A 19,922-nucleotide genomic window follows, 5' to 3' on the forward strand; every position below is an offset into this window, starting at 1 on the left:
GATCGCTACCAGTCGGCGTCGGGAGGCCGACCGGCGGCCACCGGTACACACGCGGAAACGGCATCCTCGATGGACGCCAGGTGCGGCAGACCGGCCGGCGCGGGGTCCCAGCCCGGTCCGGCCACCGCGAACCGGGTGCCCGGAAACCTCGCCGCGAGGGCGAGCAGCGTGGCCGGGTCGGCGGTGCCCGGCTGCTGCGACCAGACGATCGCGGTGCCGGGCACGGTGCGGTGGACCGCGGCCCGCAGCGCGCTCCACGGCACCTCCGCGCCCAGCAGGAACGTGCCGATCCGGCGCTCGAACAGGGCCGCGGCCAGCGCGCGCAGCGGCAGCGAGTGCGCCTCGCGGGGCGCGCACGCCAGCAGGACGTGGTTGGTCCTGATGTCGTCGTGCCGCGGCGCGCTGACCAGGTCCAGACCGTGCGCGACGCCCTGGCTGAGGGCGTGCTCGACGGCGACGTCGCCGGTCACGTGGTGCAGCGCCGGGACGCACACCCTGGTCCAGACCTCGGCCACGCCGTGGTCGTCCATCAGCTCCCGGACGGTGCGCGCGACCGTGCCGGTGTCGAGCGACCGGGCCGCCTCCAGTAGCCGTTGCCGTTGCATACCTTTCTGTTCGTCGCGGCGGCCCCGCTTGGATGCGGTCTCACGCGGATTGCCTGCGCACCAGGGTGGTCGGCAGCACCGGCGACGGCTCCGGGTTGTCGGCATTCATCAGCGCCAGGAGCTGCCTCGCCGCGGCCGCGCCGATCTCCTCGACCGGCTGCTTGATCGTGGTGAGCGGCGGCTGCGTGAACGCGGCCAGCGGCAGGTCGTCGAAGCCGATGACGGCCACGTCCTCCGGCACCCGGCGGCCGGCCTGGCGCAGTGCGTGCAGCGCCCCGACGGCCATCAGGTCCGACGCGGCGAACACCGCGTCGAGGGTGGGCCGGTGGTCGAGCAGCCTGGTCATGGCGTGGACGCCGGCGGGCCTGGTGAAGTCGCCGTACGCGATCGGCCCCGGCTCCAGGCCGGCCCGCTCCAGGCCCTCGCGGAACCCGGCGAGCCGGTCGACGCCGGCGGACACGTCCGGCGGCCCGGCGATCGTGACGATCCGCTTCCGCCCGGTCCGCGCCAGGTGCTCCACGGCCTGCCGGGCGCCGCCCCTGTTGTCGGCGTCGACGTACGGCAGCGTGCTGGTCTGCAGCGGGCGGCCGATGAGCGTGACCGGCACGCCGAGCGCGGGCAGCGTCACGACCAGGGGGTGGCTGCTGCGGCAGTAGATCAGCAGGACCCCGTCGATGTGGCCGCTGCTGAGGTACCGCTGCAGCGACGCCGGCCGTTCGCCCGCGGCGAGCAGCATCGGCATGTCGCGCTCGGCGAACGCGGCGCTGGCGCCCGCGAGCACGCGGGAGTAGAACGGATCGGCGAACAACCGGGCGTTGGGCTCGCAGACCACGGCGGCGACCGAGCGGGGGCGGCGGTCGACGGCGCGGGCGGCGCGCTGCCTGACGTAGCCGAGCCGGTCGACGGCGTCACGGACCTGCTGGCGGGCGGTGGGGCTGACTCGGGCGGAGCCGTTGAGCACGCGGGAGGCAGTGGCGGAAGAAACACCTGCAAGCGCGGCGACATGGGCAAGGGTGGGGTGTTCGGCAGCGGCGGTAATCGACATCGCGACCTCCTCGGATAGCAAGGCGTCGATTTTGGGAGCGCTTCCATGCCGAGCGTCGTACACGGTTTCCGCACTGTCAACACGAGATTGCCGCCAGGTTTCACTACCGGGGTTTCGACTGTAAATTTCACCGGGTTTTCACGCCGGGGCGGCCGGGGCGCCCCTCGGGCCGTCGCGCGGGGTTCTGGCGTGACCTGCGTGGATCTCCTAGCCTGCTTGGCATCGACCCCCCTTCAGTCGGGAGATCTGCGATGCGTGACTGGATCGCCGTCATCATTGCCGTCCTGGGCGTCCTGCTGGTCCTTGCGGGCGCGACCCTGATTCTGCTCCGGGCGCTGCCCGCTCGTCCCGCTCCCGCCGCCGGCCCAACTCCGGACGAATCTGACATTTCTGATCTGTCGCCCACGGTGCCGGTCGGTGCCCGGATCTCGGGCGCCTGGAAGGAGCCGACCGCGGCGGACCGGCTGATCTTCTGGGGCGTCGTCCTGCTGGTGCTCGCGGCCATCGCGGCCGGTGCGATCACGTTCAACCTCGGCGCGGCGGGTGGTGCCACGCCTGCTACCCGCTAGGTCTTGTGCCCCCAGCGATTTTGTGTCGGACCGGGAGACTATTCTGCCTCCGAGGTGACGTGTTGATCGTGCCGTCGATTGGGCGGCTGATCGCGCGGCCACCTCGCGGAGCTGGCTTGCCAGCGGGTTCAACAGCCTCAGGAGGCCTTTCGTGACCACCGTTGCACCAAAGCCGATCGTCACCAGGCCTTGGCCGGTGCACAAGCCGGTCAAGGGCTCGGCGTTCGCTCGGCTGTTGCGCACGACGGACGCCAAGCAGATCGGCTTGATGTATCTGACCACGTCGTTCGTGTTCTTCATGATCGGCGGGTTCATGGCGCTGCTGATGCGCGCCGAGCTGGCCCGGCCGGGGCTGCAGTTCCTCTCCCCGGAGCAGTACAACCAGCTGTTCACGATGCACGGCACGATCATGCTGCTGTTCTTCGCGACGCCGATCGTGTTCGCCTTCGCGAACTACATCACGCCGCTGCAGATCGGCGCGCCCGACGTCTCGTTCCCGCGGCTCAACTCGTTCGCCTACTGGCTCTACGCGTTCGGTGGGTCGATCACGCTGATCGGCTTCATCACGCCGGGCGGCGCCGCGGACTTCGGCTGGTTCGCCTACGCGCCGCTCAACAGCATGGTCCACTCGCCCGGCGTCGGCGCCGACCTGTGGATCGTCGGCCTGGTCCTCTCCGGCCTCGGCACCATCCTCGGCGCCGTCAACATGATCACGACGATCCTGACGCTGCGCGCGCCCGGCATGACCATGTTCCGCATGCCGATGTTCACGTGGAACATCCTGGTCACCAGCGTCCTGGTCATCATGGTCTTCCCGATCCTGGCCGCCGCGCTGCTCGCCCTGGAGGCCGACCGCCGCCTCGGTGCCCACGTCTACGACGCGGCGACCGGCGGCGCGATGCTCTGGCAGCACCTGTTCTGGTTCTTCGGCCACCCCGAGGTCTACATCGTGGCGCTGCCGTTCTTCGGCATCATCACGGAGGTCATCCCGGTCTTCAGCCGCAAGCCCGTCTTCGGCTACAAGGGCCTCGTCGGCGCGACCATCTCGATCGGTGCCCTGTCGATGAGCGTGTGGGCCCACCACATGTTCGCGACCGGCCAGGTCCTCATGCCGTTCTTCTCGTTCCTGAGCTTCGTCATCGCCGTCCCGACCGGCATGAAGTTCTTCAACTGGATCGGCACCATGTGGCGGGGCCAGATCACCTTCGAGACACCGATGCTCTTCGCCATCGGCTTCCTGGTGACCTTCCTCTTCGGTGGCCTCTCCGGCGTCCTGCTCGCGAGCCCGCCGATCGACTTCCACGTCTCCGACACGTACTTCGTGGTCGCCCACTTCCACTACGTGCTCTTCGGCACCATCGTGTTCGCCGTCTACTCCGGCGTCTACTTCTGGTTCCCGAAGATGACCGGCCGGATGCTCGACGACCGCCTCGGCAAGGTGCACTTCTGGCTCACCACGATCGGCTTCCACACCACGTTCCTGGTGCAGCACTGGCTCGGCACGCAGGGCATGCCCCGCCGCTACGCCGACTACCTCGCGACCGACGGCTTCACCACCCTCAACACGATCTCGACCATCGGCTCCTTCATCACCGGCCTCTCCACGCTGCCCTTCCTCTGGAACGTGTGGAAGTCCTACAAGACCGGCCGCGTCGTCGAGGTCAACGACCCGTGGGGCCACGGCATGTCCCTCGAGTGGGCCACCTCCTGCCCGCCGCCGCTGCGCAACTTCGACAGCATGCCGCGCATCCGCTCGGAGCGCCCCGCCTTCGACGCCCGCTTCCCGGCCCACGCCCCAGGGCACTCCCTGGACGCCCCGCCGCCCGGCGGCGCCCGCCCTCTCAGCCACGAGGCCGACGGCGGCGCCACCTACGAGGAACAGCGCTGACGCGCCGTCTCCTCCCCGCTCCACCACGACGCAGCCCCGGCCCGCCCCGCCTCCTCCCGGAGGCCCCGCGGCCGGGGCTGCGCCCTTCCCGCTCCACCTCAGCTCCGCACCGGCTCCCGCTCCGCACCGACTCCCGCTCCGCACCGACTCCCGCTCCGCACCGGCTCCCGCTCCGGGCCGGCTCCTGCTCCGGGCCGGCTCCTGCTCCGGGCCGGCTCCTGCTCCGGGCCGGCTCCTGCTCCGGGCCGGCTCCCGGTCCGTGCCGTCATTCGATTCGTCCCCGGCCCTGCGCCGAGTCGCGCCGGCTCCCGCTCCACGCCGGCGTTCGGTTCGCGGTGGTCTCCACCCGCGCCGGTTCCCGCGCTGGCTTGTGCTCTGCGATGGTGCCAGTTCCCCCTGCGGTGATGTCCGCTCGCGTCGGCTCCTGCGCCGGACTGGTTTCCGTGCCGCGGCAGGTCCTGCGCCGCCCTGTCTGAGGTGCGGCGGGCCGCCCTTCGCTCCACCGCCATGATCGACGGACCGCTCTGGTCGTCATGGCGGCCAGATCCGTCCTTGGATCGAGGTGCGTGTTCGTCCGGCCGGCGGTAGGCATGCGCTCGGGCTGCCTTCGGCTGGCTGTCGCCCTTGCCGGCGTGATCGACGTCGTGTGGTGGTCGTCCGGGCGGCCAGGCCTGTCCTTCGATCACTGCGGCGGGCCGCCCTTGGCTTCGCCGCCATGATCGACGGACCGCTCTGGTCGTCATGGCGGCCGGATCCGTCCTTGGATCGAGGTGCGTGTTCGTCCGGCCGGCGGAAGGCATGCGCTCGGGCCGCCTTCGGCTGGCCGTCGCCCCTGCCGGTGTGATCGACGTCGTGTGGTGGTCGTCCGGGCGGCCAGGCCTGTCCTTCGACCGCTGTGGCGGGCCGACCTTGGCTCCGCCGCCATGATCGACGGACCGCAGGCCAGCGCGGTGGGTGGGTTCTTCCCGCCCACGCTGGAGACCGGGCGCCAGGTGGCGTGGTTCCCGTCTGTGCCGTTGCCGCGGTGATGTTCCCCGGCCGCCGGCCTCGATTTGTGCGGACGCCTGTGCCGCGTCGGTTCGTGTGTCCGCTTCGTCCTGGCTCCGGTCGTTGGCCGGCTGCCGCCTCAGCGGTGTGGCTGGGGGCGTGGCCGGAGGGGGGGTCTGGTCATGTGGGCGGCCGGTGCGTCTTCGGTCGCAGAGGGCGTTGTGAGGCGGGGGGTTGGTGCCACACAGGGGCCGGTGGTGGTGTCGGAGCGGCAGCAGGCGGCCCGACCGCTGGAACGGTGGGGAGTGGCGCGTGGCCGCTTGAGGTGTGGGTCTGCCGGAGCGGGCCGCACCGGAGCGGCGCCGGACGTGGCAGCTCGGGGGGAAACAGGGAGCCGTGGCGGGTTCGGAGCAACCGTCGACCGCCCGGCGGAGCGTGAGCCTCACAGATCGAATGGCGGATCTGGTCATCGTGGTGACTGGGAGTGCGGTTCGATCATGGGTGGAAGTGGCGGCTCGGTGAGGGGAGTCGTCCTACCATTCGGTAGTGGGAAGGTCGCGGTGCGTGGGTGACGGGGCGTAGTGAAGATGCGCGGGGGTGAGGCGCCGCGGAAAGGTGGCTGGGAAGCGCTCAGCGGGCCGCTGCGGGGCGTAAACCGGCGGTCGCAGGGGCGAGGAAGAGACAACGCGGACCTTGGACGTGCGGGGTCCAAGGTCCGGGTCGTAGGGCGGCCCTGTGGTGTCAGGCCGGCTGGGTGACGCCGCGCTCGCGGGGCTGGGGAAGCCGGCCGGAGACGGTGCCCGGCGGGATCGGGACCCCGAGGATGTCGCTGACCCCGACCACCGCGAACAGCCGCGCGATGAACGGGTTGGGCCGGCGAATGTGCAGCTTGACGCCCATGCTGTGGCAGATGCGCTTGGCGACCACGAGGGTGCCGATGCCGGTGGAGTCGAGGAACGTGACGCCGGCGAGGTCGATGACGAGCGTGTCGATGTTGCCGTCGAGCACTGAACTCACCGCTGTGCGGAGCTCCTGAGCGGTCTCATAGTCGATTTCGCCGCTCAGGGTCAGCAGTGCTTCGCGCTGATCCGAGGGGCGAGTTTCGATCGACAACTTCACGTGACCCTCCTGGTGCTGAGTCGTCCACCATGGACGACCCTTCGAGGTCCCGCAAGCGTAGCGAAGTCTTCCCCGTTTCGCCACGCTCCGTGTAGGTGGTCCTTACGTTGTGATGTGAGAATCTCTCACATCGGGTGCGGAACCGCTTGCCGGGATGACGGTACACGTCGGTTGTTACACGGCAAGTCCAGTTGTGTGCCATCCACCGGATGGTCAGCTTGGCGATACGACCGGTTCACCCACAAGGGTCACGCCAGCGGCGCGCAGCTCAGCGAGCGCGGCGTCCACCGTCGGCCGGGCGACGCCCGCGGTGAGGTTCAGCAGCACGGATGTAACAAATCCTTCGCGTTGCGCATCGATGGCGGTCGCGCGCACGCAGTGGTCGGTGGCGATGCCGACGACGTCGACCTCGGAGACCGAGCGGGCGCGGAGCCAGGACGCGAGGTCGACGCCCGACGATGAGCCCTGGAAGCCGGAGTACGCCGCCGAGTACTCGCCCTTGGTGAACACGGCCTCGACGCGGGACACGTCCAGTGACGGGTGGAGATCGACGCCGCCGGTGCCGACCACGCAGTGCACGGGCCAGGTCGACACGTAGTCCGGCGGGTCGCCGAAGTGCCCGGCCGGGTTGATGTGGTGGTCCTGAGTGGCCACCACGTGGTCCCAGGAGCCGTCGGCCACGGCGGCGGAGATCGCGGCCGCGACGCCGGCGCCGCCGCCCACGGCGAGCGAGCCGCCCTCGCAGAAGTCGTTCTGCACGTCAACGATGATCAAGGCGCGAGTCACAGGGAGCCCCCAAGCATCTGGACGGGAACCGCCGGGTCGCCGGCGGACAGCTTCAGCCCCTCCCAGGGGATCGAGATGAGGCACTGGCGCAGGTGCTCACGGGAGGCGGCCAGATCGGGCAGGTCGGGCACCAGCGCGCCGTCGCGGACGAACGCCCGCTGCAGGAGCCGGTCGTTGGGCTCGGCGGGAGGCGTGCCCATGGACATGACGACTTCCTCGGTCGCGGTGCCGGTCGGCTTGTGCCGGCGGACGGCGGTCTTGCGGCCGCCGACCGTGCCCTTGTTCTCCGAGCGCTTGACCACCGGGCGGCCGTCGACCTCGACCAGCTTGTAGACCAGGCCGGCGGTCGGGGCGCCGGAGCCGACCACGACGGCCGTGCCCGCGCCGTACGCGTCGACGGGCTCGGCCGCGAGGGCCGCGATCGCATACTCGTCGAGGTCGCCGGAGACGATGATCTGGGTCTCGGTCGCGCCGAGGGAGTCCAGGAGCGCGCGGGAGTGCGCGGCGAGGACGGACAGGTCGCCGGAGTCGATGCGCACGGCCCGCAGGTCGGGGCCCGCGACCTCGATGGCGTTGCGGATGCCCTGGGCGATGTCGTACGTGTCGACGAGCAGCGTCGTCTGCTTGCCGAGCGTCGCGACCTGGGAGGCGAACGCGGCCTGCTCGGTGTCGTGCAGCAGCGTGAACGCGTGCGCGGCCGTGCCGGTCGTCGGGATGCCGTAGCGCCGGCCGGCCTCGAGGTTGGAGGTGTACGCGAAGCCGGCCAGATAGGCGGCTCGCGCCGCGGCCACCGCGGCCTCCTCATGGGTGCGCCGGGAGCCCATCTCGATCACCGAGCGGCCGCGGGCCGCGGTGACCATGCGGGCGGCGCCGGCCGCGATCGCGCTGTCGTGGTTGAGGACCGACAGGATCAGCGTCTCCAGCACGACGCACTCGGCGAACGTGCCGCTGACGGTGAGGATCGGCGAGCCGGGGAAGAACAGCTCGCCCTCGGCGTAACCGTCGATGTCGCCGGTGAAGCGGTAGGCCGCCAGCCACTCGGCCGTGGAAGCGGAGACGACGCCACGGTCGAGCAGGAACTCGACGTCGTCCGCGGAGAAGCGGAAGTCCGCGAGGTGGGAGAGCAGCCGTCCGGTCCCGGCGACGACACCGTACCGCCGGCCCGTCGGCAGGCGGCGGGCGAACACCTCGAAGACGCAGCGGCGCGACGCGGTCCCGTCGCGCAGTGCCGCCGACAGCATCGTCAGCTCGTAGTGGTCGGTCAGCAGCGCGCTTGTCGTCACGCCGCCAAGCCTATTCACTCCTCCGGTGGCAGCGAGCGCAGGGCCGCGGCCAGTTCTGCGCGCCCCGTCACACCGAGCTTGGCGTAGACGCGCATGAGGTGGTTGTCGACGGTACGGGAGGACAGGTACAGCTGGTCCGCGATCTCCTTCGACGGCACGCCGGCCGCGGCGAGCCGGGCGATCTGCCGCTCGCGGCCGGTGAGCATGGGCTGCGGCACGACCAGCGCCGGGGTGGCCGCGGCCGGGCAGAGGGTCCGCAGCTCGGCGAGGCGCTGCGCGGCCCGCGGCGTCTGCGGCGACCGGATGCCCCGCAGCAGCGTGACCGCACCGGCGGCCGCCTCCGCGGCGTACAGGTTGAGCTCCTGATCGGCGAACTCCTCGGCGACCGCGAGGAGGCTGCCGCCGTCCTCGCCAGCGATCGCCCGCACGTGCCAGGCCATCGCGGGCGCGATGCGGCCCTCGACGGTGTTCGACAGCGCGTCGAGCCGGTCGGTGACCTCGCGGGCGAAGCCGAGCCGGCCCAGGTGGTACAGCGCGGACATCTCGTGCGCGGCGAACCCGTCGCCGCGGGTGCGCGCCGCGAGCAGCCGCAGGACCTCGGCGGCGGTCGGCAGGTCACCGGAGGCGACCGCGACCCACGCCCTGGCCTCCTCGAGCGCCGGGTACAGCACCTCCATCGACCGGTAGTGCGACGCCTCGGCGATCGCGAACGCCTCCGCGGCGCCGGCCGCGTCCCCGGTGAGGGCGGCGATGTGCGCCCGCTCGGCGTGGGCGAGCGCGACGAAGACCTTGCCGGTGGCCAGGGCCGCGCAAGCCTGAGACGCGGCCCGGGCCGCCTCGGTGAGCCTGCCCCGGAGGCGGGCCGCCTGGGCGCGGACGATCTGCAGGTAGCCGGAGCCCATGTTGAAGTTGCCGGCGTCGGCCATGCCGGCGAACTCGGCGGCGACGATCGCGTCGACGGCCTCCAGGTCGGCGGCGAGGATCATGGCGGTGCCGCGGGAGAGCTCGATGCCGAGCTGGAAGTACGGCAGCTCGACCCGCCACTGCGCCGCCTCGGCGTCGACCGCGGCCAACGCCTTGACGGTCTGCACCGGTGTGCCGCGCATTGCCTGCAGCTGGGCCATGTTGCTGCGGGCGAGGGCCCGCGGGCCCGGCGCGCTGGCCGCGCTGTCGAGGACCTGCCGGGCGAGGGTGAGCGCCTGCGCGTAGTCGCCGCGGTGCAGCCGCATCGTCGACTCCACGGCCAGCACCAGGGAGCGCTCGCGCAGGTCGGTCAGCTTGTGCGCCTCACGGTCGATGTCGTCGACGGTGTCGGGGTCGCCGAGGCCCCACTGGGCGGTGATGTGCCGGATGGCGAGCCACCGGCTGCGCTGGGACTCCTCGACGGTCTGGTCCCGGTTGGCGTCGAGGATCGCGACGGCCTCGTCGGGCATGTTGACGAACATGAGGATCGTCGCGAGGGTCTCCGCGGCGTCGAATCCGCCGCCGGCGGCGAGGGCGGCCTTGCCCAGCCGCATCGCCAGCGCCATGTCATAGGTGGCGAACGCGAGCCGGCACGCCATGAGCAGCTGCTGCGGGTCGCGGGCGGTGTCGCTGTCGAGCCGCCAGACGGCGACGCGGAGCAGGTCGTCGCGGCGGCGGGCGCCGCTGCCCTCCACCAGGCCGGCCAGGTCGGCGAGCAGCCTGCGGACCCGGGTCACGGGGCAGCGGCGGCGCACGACCTCGCCGTACAGGGGATGCGCGAGGCGGACCGTGGTGCGCCGGTCCTCGACGACGACCCGGATCAGCTGCCGCTCCTCGGCCGTCTCCACGGTGTTCAGGTCGGTGGCGCTGACCAGCAGCGGCAGCCCGATCGGCTCGCCGAACGCGACCAGCTCCAGCACGGCCCGCTCCTGCGGGGTGAGCTTGCCGATGCGGGCGTCCACCACCTCGGTCAGCGTGGGGGCGAGGTCGACCCTGCCCGTCCAGCGCTGCATCCCGTAGCTCTCGATGATCTCGCCGCTGGCGTGCGCGGCGATGACCAGCTCACGCAGCAGCAGCGCGTTGCCCTGCGACAGCTGCTGGAGCCGGTCGACGGAGGCCGAGTCGACCGGGCCGCCGAGGACCTGCTGGAGCAGGTCGGAGGTCTCCTGCAGGGTCAGCGGGGTCAGCTCGATCCGCTCGACCAGGTCGTCCTTCCACAGGGCGCTGATCGGGTCGTGCACCGGCTCGCCGGTGCGCACGGTGCCGATCACCGTCGCGTTCTCGGACCTGGCGACGTAGTACACGAGCGCGGCCGACAGCGGGTCGAGCAAGTGGGCGTCGTCGATGGCGACGACGATCGGCCGGCCGGCCGCCTGCCGGTGCAGCGCGTCGACGGCCCAGCGGAGCAGGCCGGCCGGCGAGCCGCCCGAGGGCTGGTCCGGTGGCAGCACCTGGGCCAGGCCGCCCAGCGGAAGGCCCGCCGTGGCCGCGTTCGCGGTCGCCGTCCAGACGGCCAGTCTGTCCTGGTCGAGGGTGTTGACACCCTCGCGCAGCAATCGGCTCTTGCCGATGCCCGGCGGGCCGCCGAGAATGAGGCCGCGACCGGTTGAGCCGGTGGCTGCTTCGGCGAGGCGGACCAGTTCAGCGTTTCGACCGACAAAGCTCCAGGGGGGCACCGTCGCAGCATATCGATAGGTCGATTACTGCGCGTACCGGCCGATGCACGAACTTGAGTAGTGCTTCCGTTCTCAGTTGAGTAGCTGGAGTACTGCCTCCGTAAGTGCCTGTTCACGTAGCGTTCCGGTGCTTACCCGGCCGTGCACGAGGAGGTCGCACATGGGGTCTGGGATCATGCAGGCGCCGCTGATCGATCTGACAGTCACGACGCCCGGGGGTCCAGTGTCTGCGATGCCGGTCCGCGGCAGCAGGAGCCACCGGCAGTCCGAGCCACCTCAGGCGGTGGGCGCCGGCAGCTTCGCGGTGATCACCGGCTCGCCCCGCAGTGGCAAGACCGCCCTGCTCAACGCGCTGATCCGGCGCGCCGAGCCGGCCCCGGCCGGCGACGCCTGGCTGGTTTTCCGGCACGGCGACAAGGCCGAGACCCGCGCGTTCGTCCCGGGTCACCGCGAGGCGCGGGCCGCCCTGATCCCCGGCCAGCGCGACCCGCGGCCCGGCCCGACGCGACCCGCCCGTCGCATCGAGATCAACCACTCCGCGAGCCTGCTCAAGCGCCTCGCGTTGGTCGACACGCCCGGCAGCGGGGGCCTGGACGCCGCCAACGCCGAGATCGTCCTCGACGCCGCCGAGCGGGGGCTCGGGCTGCTGTTCGTCGTCGACGCCGCGGCCCCGCTCGCCCGCGCCGACCTGGACCTGCTCGCCGCCGCCGCGGGCCGGGCCGGCCGGATCGCGTTCGTGCTCACCCGCATCGACCAGCACGACGCCTGGCCGGAGATGCTGGTCGCCAACCGGGCGCTGCTCGCCTCCCGCGGCCAGCGCCTGGCGTCCGCGCCCTGGTTCCCGGTGTCGCTGGACCCGCAGGCCGTCTTCGGCGTCGCCGAGCTGCGCCACGAGCTGGAGACCTGGGGCGAGGCGCGGCCCGCGCCGGCCGGGGTCGCCGCCGCGACCGTCTCCCGCGCCGGCGACGAGTGGCAGGAGCTGCTCGACCGCGAGATCGCCAATCGGCGGGTCGCCGCCGTGCAGCGCGTCTCCATCGACCTGGCGACCATCCATGTGCGGTGCGTGCAGGAGCTCGGCTCCGGCAAGGGCTGCCCGGAGCTGCCGTTCGTGCTCGACCGCGAGCTGCACGCGCTGTCCGTGCGCACGACCCGTCAGCTGCGCGAGGACACGCGCGAGGTGATCACCACGGTCTTCACCGAACTGCTGGACACCGCTCCCGACGAGGTCGTCCTGGCCAGGATCGCCGCCGCGGCCCGCCGCGCGGTCGACTGCTCCCTGCGCGACGACGGCCGCGACCGCGACCGGGCGCTGCTGCTCACCGCCACCTCGGCGGTGGCCTCGATGGCCGGCGCGGCCGCGGTGGACAACCTCTGCGCCGTCGGCGGCGGCGAGCCGGCCGATCAGGTGCTGCCGTCGCTGGGCATCGCGCTCAACGCCAGCTGCTATGCGCTGTGGCAGCCGAGGAGCGCGCCGGGCGGGCCGCCGAAGCTCGCCGACAAGAAGGACTGCCGGCGCTGGCTGCAACACGCGCTGCGCGAGATCGAGGTCGAGGTGGGTCACGAGCTGGGCGAGCGCTACACGGCACTGGGTCAGGCGCTGGCCGTCATCGGTGGGGATGCGGTCGACCATGGCGTGCTGCTCGCTTGATGGCACCATGTTGGTATGGCGGCGCCGCAGGTCGTACCGATCGAAGAGACCCGTCTCGAGGCTGATGAGGTGCCCGAGACCGACCGTCCGTGGGTGACCGTGGTCTGGAACGACCCGGTCAACCTCATGAGCTACGTGACATGGGTCCTGCAGAAACTGTTCGGATTCAGCAAGGAGAAGGCCGAGCGCCTGATGCTCGACGTGCACCGCAAGGGCAAGGCGATCGTGTCCAGCGGGCCACGCGAGAAGATGGAGTACGACGCCTCCAGGCTGCAGGCCTACGGGCTGTGGGCGACGGTGGACAAGTCGTGACCGGTCCGGGACGCAGTGTTCGGTCAGGCCGTCGCCGGGGCGCGGCGGAGGTGACGGCATGACGATGTTCGTTCGCAACGGGACCGTGTGCATCGCCCGGTTCGGCCCGGCCGAGGCCGCGGTGCTCAACGAGGTCATGCTCGAGGTCATCACGCTGCTGTCGGAGGGCTTCGACCGCGGCGACCCGGTGATCGCGCGGCTCTTCCCCGACCTGTACCGCAACGACGCCGCCGCCTCGGAGGAGCTGCGCCGCTACCTGGAGGACGACCTCCGCTCGGCGAAGCTGGAGCAGGCGGCGCTGCTGCTGGACGTGCTGCCGGTGGAGGGCGGCGAGGTCGCCCTCGACGAGGAGCAGGCCGAGGCGTGGCTGCGCGCGCTGACCGACGTCCGCCTGACGCTGGGCTCCCGGCTCGGGATCGTCGACGACGACGTCGACATCGAGGCGGAGCTCGACGAGGCGATCCTGAAGGACCCCACCTCAGCGAGGGTCGGGCAGCTGTCGGTGTACCAGTACCTGACGTACCTGCAGGAGAGTCTCGTCGGCGCGCTGATGGGGTGAGCGGAGCGCGGCGCGGCCGGCGTGAGCGCGGTCACGGGCGAGTTGCCTTCAGGTTTCGGTAGGCTGTGGGCGTGCTGACCATCGACGCCGCGATCCTCGACGCGATCGTTGCGCACGCCCGCCGGGACCACCCCGACGAGGCGTGCGGGATCGTCGCGGGTCCGGCCGGCTCGGACACCCCGGTCCGGCACGTGCCGATGGAGAATGCCGCCCGCTCCATGACGTTCTACGAGTTCGACTCGAAGGAGCAGCTGCGGCTGTGGCGCGAGATGGACGACGCGGACGAGGAGCCGGTGGTCGTCTACCACTCGCACACCGCCACCGAGGCCTACCCGTCGCGGACTGACGTGTCGTTCGCGGGTGAGCCGAATGCGCACTATCTGCTGGTTTCCACCCGCGATCCGGAGCAGACCGAGATCAGGTCGTTCCGCATCGTGGACGGAGCCGTCACCGAAGAGCCGGTTCAGGTAGTTAATGCAGTCGTGGACTCACACGCCGTCCAGTCATATCTCTTCGGGCAGAGCCCGACGACCGTCGACTACGAGTGTCGCGCAGGCAGCTGACCGCCGCCTGTCGTCGCACCATGTCCAGTCGTCCAGTTCGCCGCTCGTACACAAGAGGAAATGATCATGGCTATCGAGGTTCGCATCCCGACCATCCTGCGCAGCTACACCGGCGGTGCCAAGACCGTCGAGGGCTCCGGTGACACCATCGCCGACCTGCTCGCCGACCTGGACAGCCGGCACTCGGGCATCAAGGCCCGCCTGCTGACCCCGGAGGGCGGCCTGCACCGCTTCGTCAACGTCTACGTCAACGACGAGGACGTCCGCTTCCTGGGCGCGCTCGACGCGAAGCTCAGCGACGGCGACTCGGTGACGATCCTGCCCGCCGTGGCGGGTGGCGCGCTCGCGTTCGCGGCCGCCCAGGCCCTGCGGGGCTGATCTCCGTGGCGCGCTACGAGTCGGTGCTCGAGGCGTGCGGAAACACGCCGCTCGTCGGGTTGCCCAAGCTGTCGCCGAGCCCGGAGGTCCGCCTCTGGGCGAAGCTCGAGGACCGCAACCCGACGGGCAGCGTGAAGGATCGGGTCGCGTTGTGGATGGTGAAGGCGGCCGAGGAAGCGGGCCGCCTCCGCCCCGGTGACACGATCATCGAGCCGACCAGCGGCAACACCGGCATCGCCCTGGCGATGGTGGCGAAGCTGCGCGGATACCGCCTGGTCTGCGTCATGCCCGAGAACGTCTCGTCGGAGCGCACCGCGCTGCTGCGGATGTACGGCGCGGAGATCATCTTCTCCGAGGCCGCCGGCGGGTCCAACCGGGCCGTCGCGGTCGCGAAGGAGATCGCCGCGGACCACCCCGACTGGGTGATGCTCTACCAGTACGGCAACGAGGCCAACGCCAGGGCGCACTACGAGTCGACGGGTCCGGAGATCCTCCGGGACATGCCGACCATCACGCACTTCGTGGCCGGTCTCGGCACCACGGGCACGCTGATGGGCATCGGGCGCTACCTTCGCGAGAAGGTCGAGGACATCGAGATCATCGCCGCCGAGCCCCGCTACGGCGAGCTGGTCTACGGGCTGCGCAACCTCGACGAGGGCTACGTCCCGGAGCTGTACGACGCGACCGTCCTCACCCGGCGCTTCTCCGTCGGCACCCGCGACTCGGTGCTGCGGACCCGCCAGCTCGTCGAGGTCGAGGGCATGTTCGTGGGCTTCTCCGCCGGTGCGGTGCTACACGCCGCCCTCGCGGTCGCCCACCAGGCGCTCAAGGCCGGCAAGCGGGCCGACGTGGTGTTTCTGGTCGCCGACGGCGGCTGGAAGTACCTGTCGACCGGCGCGTACGGCGGCACCCTCGCCGACGCCGAGTCGGCCCTCGACGGCCAGCTGTGGGCCTGACGCCTGTCCCTCAGAGCCCGCCGCGCATGTGAAGCAGGCGCTAGAGCCCTGTCACGATCCAGCCGAGCAGGAGGCTCACCGAGGCGGCGCCGAGCAGGGCGAACGGCAGTCGGCGCTTGTGCACGCTGGCGAACGCGGCGATCGTGCACGCCAGCCCGATCAGCCCGATGGCGATGACCGTCGGCGCGTACCAGGCCCGGGACGCGCTGACGAGCCCCACGAACGCCCGCAGCGCCACCGCCATGCCGCCGAGGCCGAGGAGCGCCGCCCAGCCGCAGACGGCGGCGAGGTGGCGCGGCTCCGGCGCCGGGTCGCGGTCCGTCGGCAGCCGGAAGGCGTCGGGAAGCTGCTGCCGCAGCCGCTTGGTCCTGGACACCTCGACGGTCACGTCCACTCCTGTTGCCCGGGGTCGTTTGGTGGCTTACGAATCCCAACGAGCCCGGGCGGCAGGCGTCACGCGACCCTGTCACGTTGGCGACATCTGCCGTCCGATCGTTCAGCCTTGCCTGCCAGTCCGGCGTAGGCTGCGCCAGTGACGGACTCGCCCATCGGCAGCAACCGGCCGGGCAACCCCCGCCGGTGCAGTCCGTCAGCGCCCGGTTGCTGTGCCGGTGCCGTCATCCGGCGCCCCGGGACCACGAACTATCCTCACCTCACCGGCGTGATCCACAGTGGCGCGCCCGCGTTGTTCTTAGGGGAAGCATGAGGCTCACCGTTCTCGGCTGCGCCGGCAGCTTCCCGGGACCCGAGGCGCCCTGCTCGGCGTATCTCGTCGAGGCGGACGGGTTCCGGCTGCTGGTGGACTTCGGCCCCGGGTCGATGTCGACGCTGCAACGGTTCTCCGGCCTCTACAACGTCGACGCCATCCTGCTCACGCACCTGCACTGCGACCACATGCTCGACGCGTGCTCCTACATAGTGGCCAGGCGCTACGCACCGAGCGGCCCGCTGCCACCGCTGCCCGTCTACGCGCCGGTCGCCGCACCCGAGCGCATCTCCGCCGCGTACGGCGGGGAGAACGAGCCCATGGCGATCAGCGACGTCTACACGTTCTACTCGCTGCAGCCAGGCAGCTTCCCGATCGGCCCGCTCCACGTCACCGTCGACCGGGTCAACCACCCGATAGAGACCTACGGCGTGCGCATCGAGCACGGCGGCCGGGTCATCACGTACTCCGCCGACACCGCCGCCTGCGACCAGCTGATCCGCCTCGCCCAGGGCGCGGACCTGTTCCTGTGCGAGGCGAGCTACCTCGACGGCGCCGACAACCCGCCGGACCTGCACCTCACCGGGCGCGAGGCGGCCGAGCACGCCACCAAGGCCGAGGTCGGCCGGCTGCTGCTGACCCACCTGGTGCCGGCGTGGGGGAGCGAGGCGCTCACCCTGGAGGCGGCGAAGGCCGCGTTCGACGGGCCGATCGACATCGTGCGGCCGGGCGCGAGGTACGACATCTAGGCCGTCTATTTAGGCAGGGTTCGCCGGTTGGTCAGTCGATGGTGGCCGCATGCACGGTCTCCGACCCCATGGTGACGGCATGCGGATCGCGATCGTCACCGAATCGTTCCCGCCCGATGTGAACGGCGTCGCCCACTCCGTCGTCCGGGTCGCCGAACACCTCGTCGCGCGAGGCCACGAGCCCCTCGTGATCGCCCCTCAGCCCTCCTCCGGGGCGCGGTCGGTCACCGGCGCCTTCCCGTACGAGATCATCCGGGTCCCCTCGGTCGCCACCCCCGGCTACGGGACCTTCCGGCTCGGCCTGCCCAGCCGGCGGCTCGCCGCCGCGCTGCGGGCCCACCGCACCGACCTGGTCCACCTGGCCAGCCCGTTCGTGCTCGGCGCCCGCGGTATGACGGTCGCCGCGTCGCTCGGCCTGCCGACCGTCGCGGTGTACCAGACGGACGTCCCCGCCTACGCCCGCCTGTACTACCACTCCGGCCTCGGCGAGCAGGCCGCGTGGCGGTGGCTGCGCCGGATCCACAACGCCGCCGACCGGACCCTCGCACCGTCCACCGCCGCCGCCACGGCCCTGCACAGCCACGGCATCGAGCGGGTCTGGCTGTGGCGCCGCGGCGTCGACGCCGCCCGCTTCGACCCCGGCCGCCGCAGCGCCGCCCTCCGCCGGGCGCTGCTGGGCACCGACCGGTCCGTGCTCGTCGGCTACGTCGGCCGGCTCGCCGTGGAGAAGCGCGTCGACCTGCTCGCGCCGCTGAGCCGCATCCCCGGCGTCCGCGTCGTGGTGATCGGCGACGGCCCGGCCCGCGCCGCCCTGGAGCGCGCCATGCCCGGCGCGGCCTTCCTCGGCGAGCGCCGCGGCGACCAGCTCGCCCGGCTCTACGCCAGCCTCGACGTGTTCGCCCACACCGGGCCGTTCGAGACGTTCGGCCAGACGGTCCAGGAGGCCCTCGCCTCAGGTGTACCGGTCGTCGCCCCCGCCCAGGGCGGACCGCTCGACCTCGTGGACGACGGGCGCACCGGGCTGCTCGTGCCGCCCTGTGACGCCGTGGCGTTGCGCGACGCGGTCACCGACCTGGTCGCCGACCCCGAGCGCCGGCAGGCGATGGGCCTCGCCGCCCGCGTCGCGGTCGCGTCCCGCAGCTGGTCGGCGGTCGGCGATGAGCTGATCCGGCACTACACCTCCGTCATCCCGGTGAGCGTGCCGGCGGTGTCCGCGTGAGGATCGTCCGCCTGGCGAACTTCGTCATGCCCCGGTCCGGTGGTCTGCGCACCGCCCTGCGCGCCCTCGGCGAGGGCTACGTCGCCGCGGGTCACGAGTCGATCCTGATCGTGCCCGGCGAGGAGCACTCCGACGTGTCGGACGCGCAGGGCCGGGTGATCACGCTGCCCGGGCCCGTCGTGCCCGGCACCGGCGGCTACCGGGTGCTCATCCACCGGCGCCGCCTCGCCAAGCTCCTCGACCGCCTCCAGCCCGACCGGCTGGAGGTCTCCGACCGGTTCACGCTGCGCTGGACCGGCCGCTGGGCCCGCGACCGGGGCATCCCCGCCGTCATGGTGTCGCACGAGAGCCTCGCCGGGCTGCTCAGGTTCGCCGGCCCGGTCGGGGCGGCCTGCGCGGACCTGCTCAACGCCCGCAGCCACCGCGCCTACGACCAGATCCTGTGCACCACCGCCTGGGCCGCGGCCGAGTTCGACCGCATCGGCGCCGGCAACCTCGTCCGCGTCCCGCTCGGCGTCGACCTCGGCCTGTTCCACCCCTCGCGGGCGTCGCCGGCCCTGCGCGCACAGTTCGTGGCCCCCGGCCAGGTGCTGCTGGTGCACTGCGGGCGGCTCTCGGCCGAGAAGCGCCCCGAACGCTCCGTCGAGGCCCTCATCGCCCTGCGCGCCCGGGGCGTCGACGCGGTCCTGGTCGTCGCCGGCGACGGGCCGCTGCGCCCCCGGCTGCAGGAGCTGGCCGAGGGGCACGCGGTGCACGCGGTGCACTTCATGCAGTTCGTCGCCGACCGCACCGCCGTCGCCTCGCTCCTCGCCACCGCCGACGTGGTCCTCGCACCCGGCCCGATCGAGACGTTCGGCCTTGCCGCGCTGGAGGCCCTCGCCTGCGGGACGCCCGTCGTCGTGTCCTCGGCCTCGGCCCTGCCCGAGGTCATCGGGGATGCCGGAGCGGCCGTCCTGTCGGATTTCGCGGCAGGTGTACTGGAGGTGCTGGCCCGGCCCGCGGACGAGCGCCGGCGGGCCGCCCGGGACCGCGCCGAGCGGTACTCCTGGCCGGCGGCGGTCGCCGGGTTCCTCGCCGTGCACGACGTCCCCGTCTCGGCGGGTGTGCCGTGACCGTCTTCGTGGCGCTCGGCGACTCCACCACCGTCGGCTTCGGGGACCGGATGCCGGACGGCTCCTGGCGCGGCTGGGCCCCGATCCTCGCGGCCGCGCTCGGCGCCCGCCTGCACAACATCGCCAGCAGCGGCGCCCAGAGCGCCGACGTCGTCACCGACCAGCTGCCCCGGGCCCTCGACCTGCGCCCTGACGTCGCCGCCGTCCTCGTCGGCACCAACGACACGCTGCGCAGCCCGTTCGACGCCACGCGGGTCGGCCGCAACCTGGAGCGCACCGTCGCCGCCCTCCGCGCGACCGGCGCCGAGGTCCTCACCATCCGGCTGCCGGACCCCGGCCGCATGTTCGGGCTGCCCGGCCCCTTGGCCCGCCCGCTCGCCCGGCGGATGCGCGACCTGAACGCCGCCGCGGACCTCGTCGCCGCCCGGCACGCCACCGTGCACTTCGACGCCGCGGGCAACGCCGACTCGTACGACCGCCGCATGTGGAGCGTCGACCGCCTCCACCCGAGCGAACGGGGGCACCGCTTTCTCGCCTGCTCGTTCTACGACCTCCTCACGGCCCGCCTCGGCACCGTCATCGGCACCCGCCCCGACCCGGCGCCGAGCAGCCCGCCGCCGACCCGCACCGCGCAGGCGTGGTGGATGGCGACCCAGGGCACCCGCTGGATGATCCGCCGCTCGACGGACCTGCTGCCGGGCCTGTTCAGCCTGGCGATCGCGGAGCTCTTCTCCGGTGAGACCGCCGAGCTTCCTCCAGGCCTGTCGCTGCCGGACCGGGTGGCTTGACTAGGCTGGAC

General features: G+C 72.1%; 19 protein-coding genes. 12 read left to right on the forward strand and 7 right to left on the reverse strand.

The genetic code is table 11. The annotated features are described in order from the left end of the window. Positions 1–5 precede the first annotated feature (5 nt). Positions 6–605, reverse strand: a complete 600-nt coding sequence (locus ACFY3L_RS46220) for a transcriptional regulator (RefSeq protein WP_389339819.1) — start codon at positions 603–605, stop codon at positions 6–8. A gap of 40 nt (positions 606–645) precedes the next feature. Further along, positions 646–1,650: a LacI family DNA-binding transcriptional regulator gene (locus ACFY3L_RS46225; RefSeq protein ID WP_389339821.1), complete on the reverse strand. Its 1,005-nt coding sequence runs from the start codon at positions 1,648–1,650 to the stop codon at positions 646–648. Between the two features lie 251 nt (positions 1,651–1,901). Here ACFY3L_RS46225 and ACFY3L_RS46230 point away from each other — a divergent pair, with 251 nt between their 5' ends. Both ACFY3L_RS46230 and ctaD read left to right on the forward strand, forming a co-directional pair. Beyond that, complete coding sequence (locus ACFY3L_RS46230; protein WP_389339823.1) at positions 1,902–2,219, forward strand: hypothetical protein; 318 nt, start codon at positions 1,902–1,904, stop codon at positions 2,217–2,219. A 151-nt stretch (positions 2,220–2,370) separates the two neighbouring features. Continuing rightward, positions 2,371–4,107, forward strand: a complete 1,737-nt coding sequence (gene ctaD / locus ACFY3L_RS46235) for a cytochrome c oxidase subunit I (protein WP_389339825.1) — start codon at positions 2,371–2,373, stop codon at positions 4,105–4,107. 1,728 nt (positions 4,108–5,835) lie between these two features. On the opposite strand, the gene ACFY3L_RS46240 is transcribed toward ctaD, so the two are convergent. From ACFY3L_RS46240 to ACFY3L_RS46255, 4 genes are all read right to left on the reverse strand, one after another. Next, entirely contained in the window at positions 5,836–6,297 is a 462-nt protein-coding gene (locus ACFY3L_RS46240) for an STAS domain-containing protein (RefSeq protein ID WP_389339827.1), read from the reverse strand. 129 nt (positions 6,298–6,426) lie between these two features. Further along, on the reverse strand, positions 6,427–6,999 hold the full coding sequence (locus tag ACFY3L_RS46245; RefSeq protein WP_389339829.1) for an isochorismatase family protein: 573 nt from the start codon (positions 6,997–6,999) through the stop codon (positions 6,427–6,429). Next, entirely contained in the window at positions 6,996–8,282 is a 1,287-nt protein-coding gene (locus ACFY3L_RS46250; protein ID WP_389339831.1) for a nicotinate phosphoribosyltransferase, read from the reverse strand. The genes ACFY3L_RS46245 and ACFY3L_RS46250 overlap by 4 nt, the downstream gene beginning before the upstream one ends. A 14-nt stretch (positions 8,283–8,296) precedes the next feature. Beyond that, on the reverse strand, positions 8,297–10,921 hold the full coding sequence (locus ACFY3L_RS46255; protein ID WP_389339833.1) for a LuxR C-terminal-related transcriptional regulator: 2,625 nt from the start codon (positions 10,919–10,921) through the stop codon (positions 8,297–8,299). A 232-nt stretch (positions 10,922–11,153) separates the two neighbouring features. Here ACFY3L_RS46255 and ACFY3L_RS46260 point away from each other — a divergent pair, with 232 nt between their 5' ends. From ACFY3L_RS46260 to ACFY3L_RS46285, 6 genes are all read left to right on the forward strand, one after another. After that, positions 11,154–12,569, forward strand: coding sequence for a hypothetical protein (locus tag ACFY3L_RS46260; protein ID WP_389339835.1), 1,416 nt, complete (start codon positions 11,154–11,156; stop codon positions 12,567–12,569). A gap of 15 nt (positions 12,570–12,584) precedes the next feature. Next, positions 12,585–12,881 carry an ATP-dependent Clp protease adapter ClpS gene (gene clpS, locus ACFY3L_RS46265; RefSeq protein WP_389339837.1) on the forward strand — a complete coding sequence of 99 codons (297 nt, stop codon included), beginning with the start codon at positions 12,585–12,587 and terminating at the stop codon, positions 12,879–12,881. A gap of 58 nt (positions 12,882–12,939) precedes the next feature. Beyond that, on the forward strand, positions 12,940–13,440 hold the full coding sequence (locus ACFY3L_RS46270; RefSeq protein WP_389339839.1) for a DUF2017 domain-containing protein: 501 nt from the start codon (positions 12,940–12,942) through the stop codon (positions 13,438–13,440). 71 nt (positions 13,441–13,511) lie between these two features. Beyond that, positions 13,512–14,003: a M67 family metallopeptidase gene (locus ACFY3L_RS46275; RefSeq protein WP_344501530.1), complete on the forward strand. Its 492-nt coding sequence runs from the start codon at positions 13,512–13,514 to the stop codon at positions 14,001–14,003. 66 nt (positions 14,004–14,069) lie between these two features. After that, positions 14,070–14,381, forward strand: coding sequence for a MoaD family protein (locus ACFY3L_RS46280; protein ID WP_389339841.1), 312 nt, complete (start codon positions 14,070–14,072; stop codon positions 14,379–14,381). 5 nt (positions 14,382–14,386) lie between these two features. Beyond that, positions 14,387–15,337 carry a PLP-dependent cysteine synthase family protein gene (locus ACFY3L_RS46285; protein ID WP_389339843.1) on the forward strand — a complete coding sequence of 317 codons (951 nt, stop codon included), beginning with the start codon at positions 14,387–14,389 and terminating at the stop codon, positions 15,335–15,337. A gap of 40 nt (positions 15,338–15,377) precedes the next feature. Here ACFY3L_RS46285 and ACFY3L_RS46290 read toward each other — a convergent pair whose 3' ends face one another. Continuing rightward, the gene (locus ACFY3L_RS46290; protein ID WP_389339845.1) at positions 15,378–15,725 is read right to left on the reverse strand and encodes a hypothetical protein; all 348 of its coding nucleotides are present in this window, start codon (positions 15,723–15,725) and stop codon (positions 15,378–15,380) included. Between the two features lie 314 nt (positions 15,726–16,039). Between ACFY3L_RS46290 and ACFY3L_RS46295 the strand changes: the two genes are divergently transcribed. The 4 genes from ACFY3L_RS46295 (at position 16,040) to ACFY3L_RS46310 (ending at position 19,911) form a co-directional block, all read left to right on the forward strand. Then, positions 16,040–16,792: an MBL fold metallo-hydrolase gene (locus tag ACFY3L_RS46295; RefSeq protein WP_360559478.1), complete on the forward strand. Its 753-nt coding sequence runs from the start codon at positions 16,040–16,042 to the stop codon at positions 16,790–16,792. Between the two features lie 79 nt (positions 16,793–16,871). Continuing rightward, on the forward strand, positions 16,872–18,011 hold the full coding sequence (locus ACFY3L_RS46300) for a glycosyltransferase family 4 protein (protein WP_389339847.1): 1,140 nt from the start codon (positions 16,872–16,874) through the stop codon (positions 18,009–18,011). Beyond that, complete coding sequence (locus ACFY3L_RS46305) at positions 18,008–19,123, forward strand: glycosyltransferase (protein ID WP_389339849.1); 1,116 nt, start codon at positions 18,008–18,010, stop codon at positions 19,121–19,123. Before ACFY3L_RS46300 ends, ACFY3L_RS46305 begins: the two co-directional genes overlap by 4 nt. Next, a complete protein-coding gene (locus ACFY3L_RS46310; RefSeq protein WP_389339851.1) occupies positions 19,120–19,911 on the forward strand; it encodes an SGNH/GDSL hydrolase family protein in 792 nt (263 codons plus the stop codon). Before ACFY3L_RS46305 ends, ACFY3L_RS46310 begins: the two co-directional genes overlap by 4 nt. Positions 19,912–19,922: the final 11 nt, after the last annotated feature.

This window comes from Dactylosporangium sp. NPDC000521 (assembly GCF_042898305.1).
Classification (GTDB): domain Bacteria; phylum Actinomycetota; class Actinomycetes; order Mycobacteriales; family Micromonosporaceae; genus Dactylosporangium.

What these genes read in the sequence shown, in the direction of transcription:
- ACFY3L_RS46220 (WP_389339819.1), bottom strand. Translation starts at nt 605, where the DNA reads ATGCAACGGCAACGGCTACTGGAGGCGGCCCGGTCGCTCGACACCGGC.
- ACFY3L_RS46295 (WP_360559478.1), top strand. Translation starts at nt 16,040, where the DNA reads ATGAGGCTCACCGTTCTCGGCTGCGCCGGCAGCTTCCCGGGACCCGAG.
- ACFY3L_RS46280 (WP_389339841.1), top strand. Translation starts at nt 14,070, where the DNA reads ATGGCTATCGAGGTTCGCATCCCGACCATCCTGCGCAGCTACACCGGC.
- ACFY3L_RS46230 (WP_389339823.1), top strand. Translation starts at nt 1,902, where the DNA reads ATGCGTGACTGGATCGCCGTCATCATTGCCGTCCTGGGCGTCCTGCTG.
- ACFY3L_RS46270 (WP_389339839.1), top strand. Translation starts at nt 12,940, where the DNA reads ATGACGATGTTCGTTCGCAACGGGACCGTGTGCATCGCCCGGTTCGGC.
- ACFY3L_RS46225 (WP_389339821.1), bottom strand. Translation starts at nt 1,650, where the DNA reads ATGTCGATTACCGCCGCTGCCGAACACCCCACCCTTGCCCATGTCGCC.
- clpS (WP_389339837.1), top strand. Translation starts at nt 12,585, where the DNA reads ATGGCGGCGCCGCAGGTCGTACCGATCGAAGAGACCCGTCTCGAGGCT.
- ACFY3L_RS46300 (WP_389339847.1), top strand. Translation starts at nt 16,872, where the DNA reads ATGCGGATCGCGATCGTCACCGAATCGTTCCCGCCCGATGTGAACGGC.
- ACFY3L_RS46260 (WP_389339835.1), top strand. Translation starts at nt 11,154, where the DNA reads ATGCCGGTCCGCGGCAGCAGGAGCCACCGGCAGTCCGAGCCACCTCAG.